The sequence below is a fragment of the Pseudarthrobacter kochi genome (assembly GCF_055412805.1).
In genome coordinates this window covers 1-14,025 of record NZ_JBVAYV010000057.1, presented here as the reverse complement: position 1 = coordinate 14,025, position 14,025 = coordinate 1, and the positions used below count along the sequence as shown (strand labels likewise).

Annotated in this window: 13 protein-coding genes and 1 pseudogene; 8 read left to right on the top strand and 6 right to left on the bottom strand. The window is 64.1% G+C overall.

The features are described 5' to 3' along the window. Positions 1–19: 19 nt before the first annotated feature. A complete protein-coding gene (locus tag ACZY0Y_RS18110) occupies positions 20–1,267 on the top strand; it encodes an IS256 family transposase (RefSeq protein ID WP_463959597.1) in 1,248 nt (415 codons plus the stop codon). A 407-nt stretch (positions 1,268–1,674) separates the two neighbouring features. On the opposite strand, the gene ACZY0Y_RS18105 is transcribed toward ACZY0Y_RS18110, so the two are convergent. The 5 genes from ACZY0Y_RS18105 to ACZY0Y_RS18085 form a co-directional block, all read right to left on the bottom strand. Further along, positions 1,675–2,397 carry an SDR family NAD(P)-dependent oxidoreductase gene (locus tag ACZY0Y_RS18105; protein WP_463959595.1) on the bottom strand — a complete coding sequence of 241 codons (723 nt, stop codon included), beginning with the start codon at positions 2,395–2,397 and terminating at the stop codon, positions 1,675–1,677. A 20-nt stretch (positions 2,398–2,417) separates the two neighbouring features. Next, complete coding sequence (locus tag ACZY0Y_RS18100) at positions 2,418–3,185, bottom strand: SDR family NAD(P)-dependent oxidoreductase (protein ID WP_463959594.1); 768 nt, start codon at positions 3,183–3,185, stop codon at positions 2,418–2,420. Further along, positions 3,182–4,576, bottom strand: coding sequence for an MFS transporter (locus ACZY0Y_RS18095; RefSeq protein WP_463959592.1), 1,395 nt, complete (start codon positions 4,574–4,576; stop codon positions 3,182–3,184). Before ACZY0Y_RS18095 ends, ACZY0Y_RS18100 begins: the two co-directional genes overlap by 4 nt. Continuing rightward, complete coding sequence (locus ACZY0Y_RS18090) at positions 4,576–5,463, bottom strand: polysaccharide deacetylase family protein (RefSeq protein WP_463959591.1); 888 nt, start codon at positions 5,461–5,463, stop codon at positions 4,576–4,578. The genes ACZY0Y_RS18095 and ACZY0Y_RS18090 overlap by 1 nt, the downstream gene beginning before the upstream one ends. A gap of 65 nt (positions 5,464–5,528) precedes the next feature. After that, positions 5,529–6,548 carry an asparaginase gene (locus ACZY0Y_RS18085; RefSeq protein ID WP_463959589.1) on the bottom strand — a complete coding sequence of 340 codons (1,020 nt, stop codon included), beginning with the start codon at positions 6,546–6,548 and terminating at the stop codon, positions 5,529–5,531. 290 nt (positions 6,549–6,838) lie between these two features. Between ACZY0Y_RS18085 and ACZY0Y_RS18080 the strand changes: the two genes are divergently transcribed. Next, the gene (locus ACZY0Y_RS18080; RefSeq protein ID WP_463959587.1) at positions 6,839–7,879 is read left to right on the top strand and encodes a LacI family DNA-binding transcriptional regulator; all 1,041 of its coding nucleotides are present in this window, start codon (positions 6,839–6,841) and stop codon (positions 7,877–7,879) included. 58 nt (positions 7,880–7,937) lie between these two features. On the opposite strand, the gene ACZY0Y_RS18075 is transcribed toward ACZY0Y_RS18080, so the two are convergent. Beyond that, on the bottom strand, positions 7,938–9,368 hold the full coding sequence (locus ACZY0Y_RS18075; protein WP_463959585.1) for a PucR family transcriptional regulator: 1,431 nt from the start codon (positions 9,366–9,368) through the stop codon (positions 7,938–7,940). 135 nt (positions 9,369–9,503) lie between these two features. On the opposite strand from ACZY0Y_RS18075, the gene pxpA reads away from it, so the two are divergent. From pxpA to ACZY0Y_RS18045, 6 genes and pseudogenes are all read left to right on the top strand, one after another. Beyond that, positions 9,504–10,259, top strand: coding sequence for a 5-oxoprolinase subunit PxpA (pxpA, locus tag ACZY0Y_RS18070; protein WP_463959583.1), 756 nt, complete (start codon positions 9,504–9,506; stop codon positions 10,257–10,259). Positions 10,260–10,304: 45 nt separating this feature from the next. Continuing rightward, complete coding sequence (locus ACZY0Y_RS18065) at positions 10,305–10,550, top strand: acetyl-CoA carboxylase (protein ID WP_463959581.1); 246 nt, start codon at positions 10,305–10,307, stop codon at positions 10,548–10,550. After that, positions 10,547–11,896 carry an acetyl-CoA carboxylase biotin carboxylase subunit gene (locus ACZY0Y_RS18060; protein WP_463959580.1) on the top strand — a complete coding sequence of 450 codons (1,350 nt, stop codon included), beginning with the start codon at positions 10,547–10,549 and terminating at the stop codon, positions 11,894–11,896. Before ACZY0Y_RS18065 ends, ACZY0Y_RS18060 begins: the two co-directional genes overlap by 4 nt. Then, entirely contained in the window at positions 11,893–12,798 is a 906-nt protein-coding gene (locus tag ACZY0Y_RS18055) for a 5-oxoprolinase subunit B family protein (RefSeq protein ID WP_463959578.1), read from the top strand. Before ACZY0Y_RS18060 ends, ACZY0Y_RS18055 begins: the two co-directional genes overlap by 4 nt. Beyond that, positions 12,788–13,771, top strand: a complete 984-nt coding sequence (locus ACZY0Y_RS18050) for a 5-oxoprolinase subunit C family protein (RefSeq protein WP_463959577.1) — start codon at positions 12,788–12,790, stop codon at positions 13,769–13,771. Before ACZY0Y_RS18055 ends, ACZY0Y_RS18050 begins: the two co-directional genes overlap by 11 nt. 60 nt (positions 13,772–13,831) lie before the next feature. Further along, positions 13,832–14,025 (top strand): annotated as a pseudogene (locus ACZY0Y_RS18045) (IS5/IS1182 family transposase); the annotation flags it as partial.

The following is a 14,025-nucleotide window of genomic DNA, read 5'->3' as shown; positions in this document are numbered from 1 at the left end:
TCGAAAGAGAGCTCACGCGATGACCGCACCCCATGTTATCGATCCTGCCCGGTTTCTGTCAGAACAGCTCGAGCAGGCCTCCCCGGATCTGATGCGATCCATGCTGACCACCTTCATCAATGCGCTGATGAGCGCCGAGACCGACGCGGTCTGCGGCGCCGAATACGGTGCCCGTTCCGAGGCCCGCGCCAATTCCCGCAACGGGTACCGGCACCGGGACTTCGACACCCGCACCGGTACCCTGGACGTCGCCATCCCCAAGGTCCGGCAAGGCACGTATTTCCCGGACTGGCTGCTGGAGCGCCGCCGCCGGGCCGAGGCCGCACTGACGACCGTGGTCGCGACCTGCTACCTGCTCGGGGTCTCCACCCGGCGGATGGAAAAACTCGTCGAAACCCTGGGCATCACCCGGATATCGAAGTCCCAGGTCTCGGTCATGGCCGCCGACCTCGACGCCCAGGTCGAGGCGTTCCGCACCCGGCCCCTGGACGCGGGCCCGTACACGTTCGTCGCCGCCGACGCCCTGGTCCTGAAGGTCCGTGAAGGCGGGCGCGTGGTCAACGTCCACGCCATGGTCGCCACCGGCGTCAACGCCGACGGGCACCGGGAAGTCCTGGGGATCCAGGCCACCTCGTCCGAGGACGGGGCCGGCTGGCTGGGCTTCTTCCGGGACCTGACCGCCCGCGGCCTGACCGGGGTGAAGCTGGTGACCGCCGACGCGCACGCCGGGCTGGTCGCCGCGATCGGAGCGACCCTGCCCGGGGCCGCCTGGCAGCGCTGCCGCACCCACTACGCGGCGAACCTCATGGCCGCCACCCCGAAAGCGTCCTGGCCGTGGGTGAAAACCCTCCTGCACTCGGTCTACGACCAGCCCGACGCCGCCGGCGTGCACGCACAGTTCGACCGGGTCCTCGACGCCCTCGCCGAGAAGCTGCCCCGCGTCGCGGACCACCTCGAAGCCGCCCGGGAGGACATCCTCGCGTTCACGCCCTTCCCCAAAAGCCTCTGGCGCCAGGTCTGGTCCAACAACCCGCAGGAACGCCTCAACCGGGAAATCCGCCGCCGCACCGACGTCGTCGGGATCTTCCCCGACCGCGCCGCGCTGATCCGGCTCGTCGGAGCCGTCCTGGCCGAACAACATGATGAATGGATCGAATCCCGCCGCTACCTCGGCTTGGACCTCATCCAACAATCACAGACCGTCGGCGCCACCGCAGCCACTGCAGAACAGGAGGACACCAACCCCGAACTGGCCCTCAGCGCCTAACCAAAATCAAGAATCACGCGACAACCGCGTTACACCACGCAAATGGACTTGACCAAGTCCGCTGCCCACTCGGGCGGTGCGCGCCGGCAGGCCTTCGTTGTTCGGGTCATCTGCATAGGCCTGCTGGTGCCTGAGTAGACAGCTCAGGAAAGATGGGTCCATGAAGACCCCAATGACGGCGGCCCACACCTCTTCGACGGTACGGCATACCCGTTTTGACCCTGTGGGGGCCGAAAGCAGCCAACCGTCGGATAGGGCCGTGACGGTTGGTACTCCAGGCTGCCCCTTGCTTATCGCGTTCACGGTCTGGGCCACGATCAAGTGCTGCCGGGCGGTCCGTACTGGTCCAAGTACCGGGTCCGGTACAGTCGTTCTTCCACAGGCACCGCACATGTGAATGTCCCTTTCTAGGGCATGACGTCGCCGGAATTTGGCCCCAGCGTCTGGCCGACATACAGGTTGCCTCCCGGATCGCTGGCAAGAAGCAGCGCCGTAGGCGCGACTTCGGTCGGAAGACCGAAGCGCAGCAGCGGCAGTCCGGCACGTTTCGCCGCCTTCCAGTCCTCTGAAATGCCGTCAACCAAGGGCGTTTCAATGGGTCCGGGGGCGATACTGTTGACCAGCACGTTGTCCCCTGCAGTTTCCAGGGCCAGAGCCTTGGTCAGTCCTACCACCCCGGCCTTGGCGGCACTGTAATGGCTGAGCCCGGTGCCGCCCTTGATGGCCAGCTGGGAGGCAATGTTGATGATGCGGCCCCACTTCTGCCGCCGCATCTGTCCCACCACCTCCCGACAGCAGAGGAAGACGCCCGTCAGGTCGACGGCAATCGTCTCGTTCCACATGGCCAGGGTCATGTCCTCCAGCGGTGATTCGGTCAGCAGTCCTGCGCTGTTCACGAGAATATCTATGCTCCCGAGCTGCGCTCGGGCGGCGGCGAAGGCGGTCCGCACGCTGGCTTCGTCTGAGACGTCGACGGCGATGGTTCCCGCCGCGCCGGATCGGTCGAGGACGGCCACTCTGTCGCCGTTGGCGGTGAAGGCTTCGGCGATGGCCTTGCCGATGCCGCTGGCTCCGCCTGTAACCACTACAGCGCGACCCGCCGTATTTCGGGAGGCGTCAGGGATGTTCATTCTTGTCCTTCCAGGCGTTTTCAGGCGCGCATCTTGATGGTGAGGCCGCCGTCGACTATCAGGGATTGGCCCGTGACATAGGCGGCGTCATCGGAGGTCAGGAAGCCGATCACGCTGGCGACCTCCTGAGGACGTCCGACCCGGCCCCAGGGGATCTCCAGCCCGGCACGCTGCAGGCCCTCGGGCCCGAGCGAGTTCACAGAGTCCAGGGACTGGGGCGTCTCGATGAGTCCGGGAATCACGGCGTTGGCGCGGATGCCTCGCGGTCCCAGCTCTGCGGCTACGCTGCGGATCAACCCGAGCACGCCGGCCTTCGCGGCCGCGTAATGGGCATGTTCCTCCCACCCGTAGACACCGCCGGCAATGGAGGACACGGCAACCATCGCTCCGCCATCGGTCATCCGCACGGACCCGGCCCGCAGTGTCCGCATGACCCCGGTGAGGTCGACGTCGAGCATGTCGTCCCAGCGCTCATCCGTCATCTCGCCCAGGGGCGAGTTGCGCAGGATTCCTGCGTTGGCCACCGCGTAGTCCAGACGGCCGTACTCCGTCAGGGCGCGTTCGGCGAATGCATCGACGGACGGGGTGCTGCGAACATCCACCTCGTGGACGACTCCCTGGCCGCCTGCGTCGTTCACCAAACGGAGGGTTTCTTCCGGGTCGTGCGGGTCGCCGGGAAAGGTGCCGATGACCGAGTGCACGCCGCGTTGGGCGTAGTGGACCGCGAGTGCCCGTCCAATGCCGCTGGCCGCTCCGGTGATCACGACCACCTTCGTCAGCGGCCTCATGGTGATACTTCGTGAGGGTGGTCCTCGAGCAGGGCCTCTACCGGCGGCTTGGCGGCGATCATCAGGAGGCCGGAGAACAGCGTTCCGGCCGCGCCGACCCACAGGGCTGCAGTGCCGGTTCCCGCGCTGGCTGCCGCTGCCGTGAACAGTGCACCGCCGAGAATGATGCCGGGCTGGCTCATTGCGCCGATGAAGGCGGTTCCGGTGGCACGGCAGCTAACGGGGTAGCACTCGGCCATGAAGTACTGGATTGCGGCGTACGGTCCGACCAGGAAGAACAGTCCGGCTCCGTAGGTGACGATGATCATGAAGGGGTCCGTGGCGAAGGGGCTGAGCATGATGGAGAAGGAGATGCCGGAGAGAATCCAGCCGCCGATGATGGTCCGCTTGCGGCCGATCTTGTCACCGAGCCAGCCGTGGAAAACGTAGCCGAAGTAGGCCAGCATGTTGATGACGATCAGCATCCAGAAAGCATCGGAGAGTTCGACACCCTTGGCGTTTTTCAGGACTGAGCTGCCGAGGATGCTGAAGATCATGATGCCGAAGAAGTTGAAGATCCAGGCCAGCGAGAAGACGATCGTATTCCGGCGCAGCTGCGGTTCCCAGATGCGCTTGAGCGGGGCCGCGGAGGAGTGTTCGACGCCGTAAGCGCGGGCCAGGGAGTGGGCCTCCTCGGTCTTGCCGCTCTTCTCAAGTTCAGTCAGCTTATGGTGCAGCTCAAACTGAGGGGTTTCCTTGAGCTTCTTGGCAATGACCCAGACGATGATCGCCGCCGGAACAGTCGCCATGAGATAAAGGGCACGCCAGCCCAGGGAGGGGAGGAAGGCGAGGGCGAGGGCGCTGGCGAGCAGGAAGCCCAGCGGCCAGCCGCCCTGGATGAAGGAGTAGTGGAAGCCGGGGCGCTTGCGCTTATCGGCGACTTCGGTGACCTGGTAGACCTCGTTCATGTATGTCGCGTTGACGGCCTGCTCCGAGAATCCGAGCCCGCCAAAGGAACGCACCAGCACGACCAGGCCGTTGCTGAGGAACGGGATTCCGGTCGGGATCAGGGCTGTCAGACCGGAGACAATCGCGGTGCCGCCGATGGTGGTCATCATGCCCTTGCGGCGGCCGAGCCGGTCAATGATGGGGCCGATGCCGAAGCAGACGATCGCGGTACCGACGGCGATCCAGGTGTTGATTGCGTAAGCTTCGGTCTCGGTCCAGCCAAACTCTTCCTGCATGGCCGGCAGGAGCGTGCCGAAAAGTCCGTAGTCGAACACGGCTACGGTCCAGGCAAGCAGGGCCAGCACGGTGGCGGTGGTCGTGTGGCGCTTGGAGAATACCGGGAAGCGGCGTTTCTCGTTGGGTGCGGGTGTCGTCAGGTCGACGTCGGGCTGCTGGATGGTCATTACTGGTTTTCCTTTCGGGGGCTGCGGGTGAGGAAGGAATCGGCGATCTGGTCAAACGTGAGCCAGCTGACGCCCTCGTGGGAGTTGATGTGTTCGATGAGGCGTTCGAGCATGAGCAGGACCTGGGGGCGGCCCGAGACATCCGGGTGGATTGTCATGGTGAAGACGGCCTGATCCATTTCCCGGTAGACCCAGTCGAACTGGTCGCGCCACATTTGTTCAATGTCCCTGGGGCTGACGAAGCCGTGGGAGTTCGGGGCCGCCTTGATGAACATCATGGGAGGAAGATCGTCCAGGTACCAGTTGGCCGGGATCTCGACGAGGTCGGTCTCCTTACCCCGGACGAGCGGCTCCATCCAGGTCTCCGCGGCCTTGGTGTAATCGATCTTCTTCCAGCTGTCCCCGACACGCACGTAATAGGGCTCAAAATCGCGGTGCATCAGGGAGTGGTCGTACTTGATCCCGCGTTCCAGGAGGATCTCGTTGGTGACCGGGGAGAATTCCCACCAGGGTGCGACGTAGCCTGTGGGGCGGCGGCCGGAGACCTTTTCGATGAGTTCGATCGACCGGTCCAGGATGGCGGTCTCCTGCTCTCGGGTCATGGCGATGGGGTTTTCGTGCGAGTATCCGTGCACGCCGATTTCGTGCCCCGCGTCCACGATCATCCGGGTCAGGTCCGGGAAGGTCTCGATGGAGTGGCCGGGCACGAACCACGTGGCGGGAAGGCCGTACTTCTCGAAAAGGCGGATAAGGCGGGGGCCGCCGACCTCGCCGCTGAACAGGCCACGGGAGATATCGCACGGGGAGTCCTCGCCCCCGTAGGAGCCGAGCATTCCGGCTACGGCGTCCACGTCGACGCCGAACGCGACTTGGATGTCCTTAGTCATGAGATCAACCTTTCACTGCGCTTGTTGTTGAGGTTTGGTTGTTGCGGGTTGGTTTCGGGGTGGAACTAGTCAGGAAGCATGCCCCGGCGGGCGAAGGTGTCCGCAATTCGGGCCGCGGGGGTATCCAGCCTGAGCAAAAGGCTCAGCAGGATCAGCGACTGGGATGGCCTGAGCAGCCCGGAAGGTATGGCACCGGCCGCGCGCAGATCGGCACCGCCGCCGTCGCCGTAGCGGGGAACGACGGCGCCGGCTTCCACCCGCGTGCTTGTCACCACCACGACGCCGGCCGCGGTAGCATCGGCGAGCTGAAGGCACAGGTCGCGGTTGGCGTTGCCGGTGCCAGTCCCCTGGAGCACAATCCCGGCCGCGCCGGCCTGAAGGGAGGCCCGCAGGAGTGTTGAGTCCGCTCCCGGGTAGGCAGCTATCAGGTCCACGCGCGGCGATCCGGCACCGACGCCCGGCAACGGCAGGGGTGCTAGCCGGGATGGTGCCTGCTGCATCTGGACTTCGCCGGTATCGGTCACCGAGCCTGCGGTTCCGAAATCCGGGTTAGCGAACGCATCAAGCCGGGTTGTGTGGCTCTTTCGTACTCCCGCCGCCGGGAAGATGGTCCCGGCAAACGCCAGAAGTACGCCCCTGCCCCGGGCCTGCGGGGAACCGGCGATGGCGATCGCGCGCGACAGATTTCCGGGACCATCCGGCACCCGGGAGTCGGCCGCCTGCTGCGCCCCGGTGAACACCACCGGGCGGGGATCATCGTGGACGAGATCGACAAGGTAGGCCGTCTCCTCCATCGTGTCCGTACCGTGGGAAACGACAACACCCAGAACCTGGGGGTCTGCCAGGGCCTGCCTGATCCATGCGCAGACGACGACCATGTCATCGACCGTCAGCAGGTATGAACCCTTCCGGAAAACATCGACCACACGCACCGGATGCGACGCCGGTACTCCGATACTGGCGAACACCTGCTCCCCCGTGTCCGACGCCACTGCGGCTCCGGCGGTCCCCGACGCACGGGAAGAGATTGTCCCTCCCGTGGACAGCAGCACCACGTGGGGAGCGCCCAATTCTGTGACAGTCATTTTCACTCCGTTTGCTTTGCACCTTTTGCCAAGGCGCGTACCCAATCGATTGGGTTGATGGATAAAAAAATATCCTGGCCATGTTTCCCGCAGTAACGACCGGGCGTTTCCACAATGTAAATTCGTCTCCGCCAGGTTCCGGCATTAACGCTACCCAATCGATTGGGTAGCCCGATGAACTGACTATAGAATGTGAAGTGCGGCACGTCAAGGGTCCGGAGGTCAGGGATCCGCAGGTCAACGTGCACGCTTGGTGATGAAGAGGTATTTGCGCTGAGGCAGGGGAACATATGGAAGACAGCACGGCCGGTGGCCGCACAGTCACGCTGAAGGATCTCGCGAACGAGCTTGGCATCCACCCGTCGACCGTGTCCAGGATTCTGCACTCCGGCTCCGAAGTGGCGCGGGGGGCGGCCTCCGTTGCAACTGCCGAACGCGTGCGTGATCTGGCACGGAAGCGGGGCTACTCCCCGGACCCTCAGGCGGCCGGTCTGCGGACACGGCGCACCCACCTTCTGGGTGTCATCGTGCCCCGGCTTTCGGACCTCGTACTTGCCATAATGTACGAGGGCATTGAAGAGGCCTCAGCTGAGCTCGGCTATTCCACGTTTGTCATGAACTCCCGGGACGACCCGGAGGAACAACGCCGGAAAACGGACACGATGCTGGCCCGCCGGGTGGACGGGCTGATCATCGGAGACGCCCATCTGGACAGCACCCTGTTGAGGGATCTGACCGCCCGCAAGGTCCCGTTCGTGCTCATGAACCGCCGCGTACCCGGTTATCCGTCCGCCACCTGCGACGACATCCTCGGCGGCCAGCTTGTGGCCGACCATCTGTGGAGCAAAGGGCATCGGAACGTAGCCGTGATCGCCGGTGAGCCCTACGCCAGCACCGCCGTCGACCGGACAGCCGGTTTCGTCGACCGATGGCAATCCCTGGGCGGCAAGATTCCCCAGGAAGCCGTGGTCTGGTCCCGGTTCGACACTGCCGGCGGAAGGGAAGCGGCCGAGACAATCCTGACCGACGGCAATCCCTGTCCCACGGCCCTGTTCGCCGTCAATGACTTCGCCGCGATCGGCGCCATGGGATCATTGCGGTCCCATGGACTCACGGTCGGCCATGACATGGCGGTCGTGGGTTTCAATGACACATCCCTGGCCTCGGAGCTTCCGATCCCGCTGTCCTCGGTCCGTTCCCCCATGCTGGACATCGGGCGGACGGCGGTACAGCTCCTGCAGCGCGTCCTTGACGGCGAACACGTCGAATCCATCAGGTTGAAACCAACCCTGTGCGTGCGGGAAAGCAGCGCCCGAGGCAACACGGGATGATAGTCACCTTGAAGTTCCTCAGCCCGAGTTCCCGAGCGCGATTGCCCTGCGGGATACCTCATTGCGATGCCGCGACGATGCCCAAGGCGAGCAAGCAAGTGGCGCGTACTTCGCCGTCGGACAAATCCAGTTTGAGGAGCTCCTCGATTTTCCGCAGCCTGTAGCTGAGCGTGTTCCGGTGGATGAAGAGCTCCTCGCAGATCTTCGCGGAATTCCCACTGAGGCGCAGGTAAGCGTCGAACGTCTCCCGCAACGCGCTGCCGCCGTCGGAGGCCAACGGGGCCAACAGCCGCTCACACATCGCCACCAGGCGCGGGCTGGGCAATCCCCGCACGATGCCGGCGAGATCGGCCAGCGGCGCTTGATGCACGCCGGCCGGCCCAACGTTACGGCGGGCAAGCTGAAGCGCCAGCGGCAATTCGCTGAGGCTCAGGGATTCGGAGACGACGACGGACAATTCCGGAGCGTCCGTAAAAAACCCCCTCGTGTCATCCAGCAGATCGGCCGCCCCGTGCCGGTGCTGCAACAGAATAGTCGTGAGCCCGGCTTCCTCCATGAACCGAACCGTGCTGAAACCGGCCTGCAACCCCACCCTTGCGCGCCATGCGATGGCACGCAACTTGGCGGGAGCTACTTCTTCGGAACTGCCGATCAGCACCGCGCCCCAGTAGCCGTCAGGATCAAACCCGGATTCGAGGGCGTAGCACCGCAGTGGGGCCAACGGCTCACCGCGGTCCGCATAGAGAGCGTCAATGAAGCGCGCGGCCTCCCGGGAATGGAGGGGTGAATGCGACCCGAGGGTGTAGCTCAGCTGCATCGCGATGACTGCAGCGACGGGGCCAAGAATGGGCTGCAGCACGATGTCGCTCCCGATTCCCTCGATGGCAAGCCGGAATTGCTCGGAATCGCCGCTGGGCAGACGCAGCGTAGTCCGCGCGGTCCCACCGTGGGCCGCGCCCGCAGACACGAGCTCGAACGCATTCTGATCGATCACGGCCACCCTCGCGTCGACGGCGTTCGCCACCCGCTCCAGCACTTCGGCCAGGGAATGTCCGTCTGCCGCCAACCGGGTGCATTCGTCTGCCAGCTCCCAGCCCTTCCGCAGCTCCGCGTAGCGCTCGGTGGCAATAATCTGCTCCACGTGCCGCATGACGAGCACAAATGGCACCTCCGGCGGAAGCTGCAGCAGGGGCAGGCCGCGCGCCTCACAGGCGTGGAGCAGGCCGGCCGGCAGCTCGCGGTGCGCGGCACCCAGGCCGAATGCCAGTCCGGAGACCGGCACCGCGATCAGCCGTTCCACGTAGGCGTCCCAGGTCCTGAAGTCCTTGACGTTCAGGCCCATGCCGTTAGTCAGCACAAGGGCATTGACGCTGAGGAAGGGCGTGGGATCCATATGTTCGGTGGGTGCGCACCAACTGATGGGCCGGTTCAGACGGTCCTCGCGGCCCGGCACACGAAGACGGATGTTGAGCTCGGCGTCGCCAACCAAGTCTGAAATTCTCACGGACGCCTCCAGGAAGGGCGGGAGAATCCCGCTGGACAGTGCAATCACCATAGTTGAAGCCATCGGATTCGGCGAATTGCACAATACCGGCGTCCAGCAATGCTGAGTAGGGTTGCATAGATGCAAACCACTGTGACTCCCGACACCTCTGCCCGCCCTCGAGGGCGAGTGCTCTTGAACTCGGACATGGGTGAAGGCCTGGGCCTCCATGAGTTCGGCAACGACGAAGAACTCATGCGCATCATCGACGTAGCCAACGTGGCCTGCGGATACCACGCTGGCGATCCAGACGTCATGAACCGGACCGTGGCCCTCGCTGCAGAGCACGGTGTAGCCGTCGGAGCGCACCCCGGCCTCCCGGACGTTGTGGGTTTCGGACGCCGTCGAATGGTGCTCAGCCCCGCTGAGGTTGAATCGATCATCCTCTACCAGACCGGAGCCCTGACGGCCTTCCTCGGAAAGCACGGGCTCCAACTGAACCACATCAAACCCCATGGCGCTCTCTACGGAATGCTGGCCGGTGACGACGAATTGATGCAGGCCGCCGCCGGAACAGCGCTGCAGTTCGGTGTTCCGTTCTTCGGTCTCGCCGGGACCGCCCACGAAACCGTGTGCCGGGCCATGGGAGTGGCATTCGTGCCGGAACTCTACGTTGACCTCAACTACGGTCCAAGCGGTGAGTTGCTGATCCAGCGCCGCCCGGCTCCCACCGACCCCGCCGCTGCTGCCGAGCGCGTCAGCCGGGCGCTGGCCGGCCAGCCCGTCCTCGCGGTGGACGGCACCGCACTCGACATCCCGTTCCGAAGCGTCTGCGTGCACTCCGACGCACCCAACTCAACCGCAGTGGCTATGGCCGTGCGCGCGGTCCTCGGCTAGACCCGGCTAGACCCGACTTATCCACTCATCTGAAAGCGAGCAACCATGGCAACCATCGTCTCCCCGCTCCCCGGAATCTTCTACCGCAAGCCCGGCCCGGGCAAGCCACCTTTCGCCAGCGAGGGCGACACCATCGAGATCGGACAAACCCTGGGCATCATCGAAATCATGAAGCAGTTCACCGAAATTCAATCCGATGTGGCCGGGATCCTGGAGTCTTTCGCCGTCAACGAGGGCGACATGGTCAACCCGGGCGACGCCATCGTCGTCATCCACGAAGGAAAGCCATGAAGAAACTGCTCATCGCCAACCGCGGCGAAATCGCCGTCCGAGTTGCACGGACCGCACGCGAAATGGGCATCGAAACAGTCCTGGTCGCCAGCGAACCCGACGCAAATTCCCTTGCAGCCCGCACCGCCGACAACGTGGTTGTAGTAGGCCCGGCTCCTGCACCCGCCAGCTACCTGAACCAGGATGCCATCCTCTCCGCGGCCTTGGACAACGGCTGCGATGCCGTCCACCCGGGCTACGGCTTCCTCTCCGAGAACTCCGCATTCGCCCAAAAGGTCGCAGATGCAGGGCTGACCTGGGTGGGTCCCGACGCGGCCGCCATCCAAATGATGGGCAACAAGTCCATGGCCAGAGAATCCGCCCGCAAGGCCGGCGTCCCGGTACTCCGCGGCTCGGACGGACCCTTGGACCCCGGGGCCGACGCCATTGGGGTGGCCCGCGACATCGGCTACCCGCTGGTGGTAAAGGCCTCCGCCGGCGGCGGCGGCCGGGGCATCCGATTCGTCCACAGCGAAGACGAGCTCCTGAAAACGATCGAGACGGCCCGCGGGGAGGCGGCATCCGTCTTCGGGGACCCCACAGTTTACCTGGAACGATTTGTGCAGCATGCCCGCCACGTGGAAGTGCAGATCCTCGGCGACGGAACCAGCTTCATCCACCTCGGGGACCGAGACTGCTCCATGCAGCGACGCTCCCAAAAAGTCATCGAAGAAGCACCGGCACCGGACCTTCCCGACGCCGTCCGCCGGAGGATCCGGGAGTCCTCCGTGGAACTCGCCCGGGAATGCGGCTACAGCGGGGCCGGAACGGTCGAATTCCTGTATGACCCGTTGAACCAGGAAGCCGCGTTCATTGAAATGAACACACGGATACAGGTTGAGCACCCCATCACCGAGCAAATCACCGGCATCGATCTGATCCGGGAACAGCTCCTAATTGCTTCCACAGGAGCAATGTCCATCCGACAGGATGACGTCCACTTCAGCGGGCACGCCATCGAATGCCGCATCAACGCCGAAGACCCGGAGCACAACTTCTTTCCCAGCCCGGGCCTCATCACGGCCATGGAGTGGCCCTCCGGCGAAGGCATCAGGGTAGACACGGGCGTGGAAGCAGGATCCGTAGTGAGCCCGTACTACGACTCCCTGCTCGCCAAGCTGATCGTCCACGCACCCGACCGTGAAGCCGCCATCGCGGCCATGCTGACAGCCTTGGACGGAACACACATCGAAGGGGTCAAGACCACAATCCCGGTGCACAAGACGCTTCTGGCGCGGCCCGAATTCGCCGCCGTGACCCACCACTCGAAATTCCTTGAAACTGCCAATCTTTTGGAGGCACATTGAGCAGCCCAGCAACCGCCGCGCAGGAGGCACGCTACACCTGGGGCGGAGACGAATTCCTCTTCGTCGAAGTCTCAGAGTCCATGAGCCTGGCTGCCAACTTTCGGGTCATGTCAATTGCCGCAAAGCTCTCAGCCATGGAGCTGCCGGGCATCGTGGACGTCTGTCCTGCCAATGCCTCACTGCTGGTGAGGTTTAATCCCGACGTCCTGCCGCCGTCGACCCTTGAGGACACCGTGCGGACCATTGAAAGGGACCTGAGCCACCATCAGGAGCAGGCGCTCCAAACCCGGATCATCGAGGTCCCGGTCTGGTACGACGACCCCTTCACGGCGGAAGTGGCAGCGCGCTTCCGCGAAGGGTTCCATCAGGAGCCGGAAGGTACCGACATTGACTACGCGGCCAAGGTCAACAACCTTAAAGATGCCGCCGAATTCATCCAGCGGCACCATGAACAGCCGTGGCTTGTTTCCATGGTTGGCTTCGTGGCAGGCTTGCCCTTCCTCTTCCAGCTGGTGGAGCGGGAGAAACAACTGGAAGTCCCCAAGTATCTGAGTCCCCGCACCGATACACCTAAATTGACTGTGGGCCACGGCGGCTGCTTCGGCTGCATCTATTCCGTGCGCGGTGCCGGCGGATACCAGATGTTCGGAGTTGCTGCCGCGCCGATCTTTGATCCCGCCCAGACCCTGGAAGACTTCAAGGACTTTATGGTGTTCTTTCGTCCGGGAGACATCGTTAAGTTTAGGCCGGTCACCGAGGCCGAGTACAACGACATCCAGGCGCAGGTTTCCGCGGGGACGTTCCGCTACCGGCAGGTACCTGTGACGTTCGATCTTTCCAAGGCGCTGGCGGATCCCGAAGGTTACAACCAGGAACTAATGGAGGCCCTCAATGGCGTTTGACATCAAGACCGCCGGCCTGGCCACCACGGTCCAGGACCAGGGACGCACGGGCCATTACAACGTGGGCATCCCGCAGAGCGGTTCCCTGGACCAATACTCTGCCGAGCTCGGCAATGCCCTGGTGGGCAACACCGCCAAAGAGGCCGTCCTTGAATGCACGTACCTGGGCCCGGTGCTGACCACCGATCAGGATGCACTCATCGCCGTCACCGGCGCCCCGGTTGACGTGAAGGTCAACGGCGAATCCCGCCCCGAGTGGACCCGGCTTCAACTGAACGCCGGCGACGAAGTCAGCTTCGGAGTCATCCAGGGCGGCACGCGCTACTACATCGCAGTCCAGGGCGGCATCGACGTTCCCGAGGCGCTTGGCAGCCGGTCCACCTACAGCCTCGGAGCAATCGGCGGCTTCAACGGCCGAAAACTTCAGGCGGGTGACCTGGTTCCCGTAGGAAAGCCGCTCAATGACGGAACTCTTCCCGCCGCCGAGACCGTTCCGGAGGAATTCCGGCCCGTGTTCGCGAAACAGCAGACGGTCAGGATTGTGCTTGGCCTGTACAACCACCTCCTCACCGACGAAGGACTGGAAAACCTTCTCAACGGCGAATGGAAGCTGACCCCAGTCGCCGACCGAATGGGGCTGAGATACTCCGGTCCCGGCGTTAAGTGGAAAGAACGCGAGCAACCTTTCGGGGCCGGTTCCGACCCCTCCAATATTGTGGATGCCGGCTACGCCGTCGGGTCCATCCAGATTCCCGGCGGCACCCAACCCATTATTTTGCACCGCGATGCCGTCTCCGGCGGCGGGTACGCCATGGTTGGCACGGTCATCAGCGCCGACATGGATCTGGTGGCCCGCGCCGCCCCCGGCACGACCACGAGGTTCACCGCCGTCAGCCTGGACGAAGCCCTAGGGGCGCGCAAGGACCTTTCTGAACGCAAGAAGAACGCGCGCGCAGCCCTAGGAGACTGCTGAAATAATCGCGGGCTGGGCGCGTCGGCTGGACTCGTGAGGCTGGTGATTAAGACTGGTCTTATGCAAGGACGCGAGGACGCGCGACGCGGGTATTTGGATGTGGAGGCGCTGGCCGGGGAGTTGTTGGTCCCGGACAGCGTTTGCGCGTTCCTGGCCGAACACCGGGGACGGTTGTTCCCGGATTCGATGATGGAGGATCTCTTCCCCTCCGTGCGGGGGCGCCCGTCGGTGCCGGCGCCGGTGATCGGCTCGGT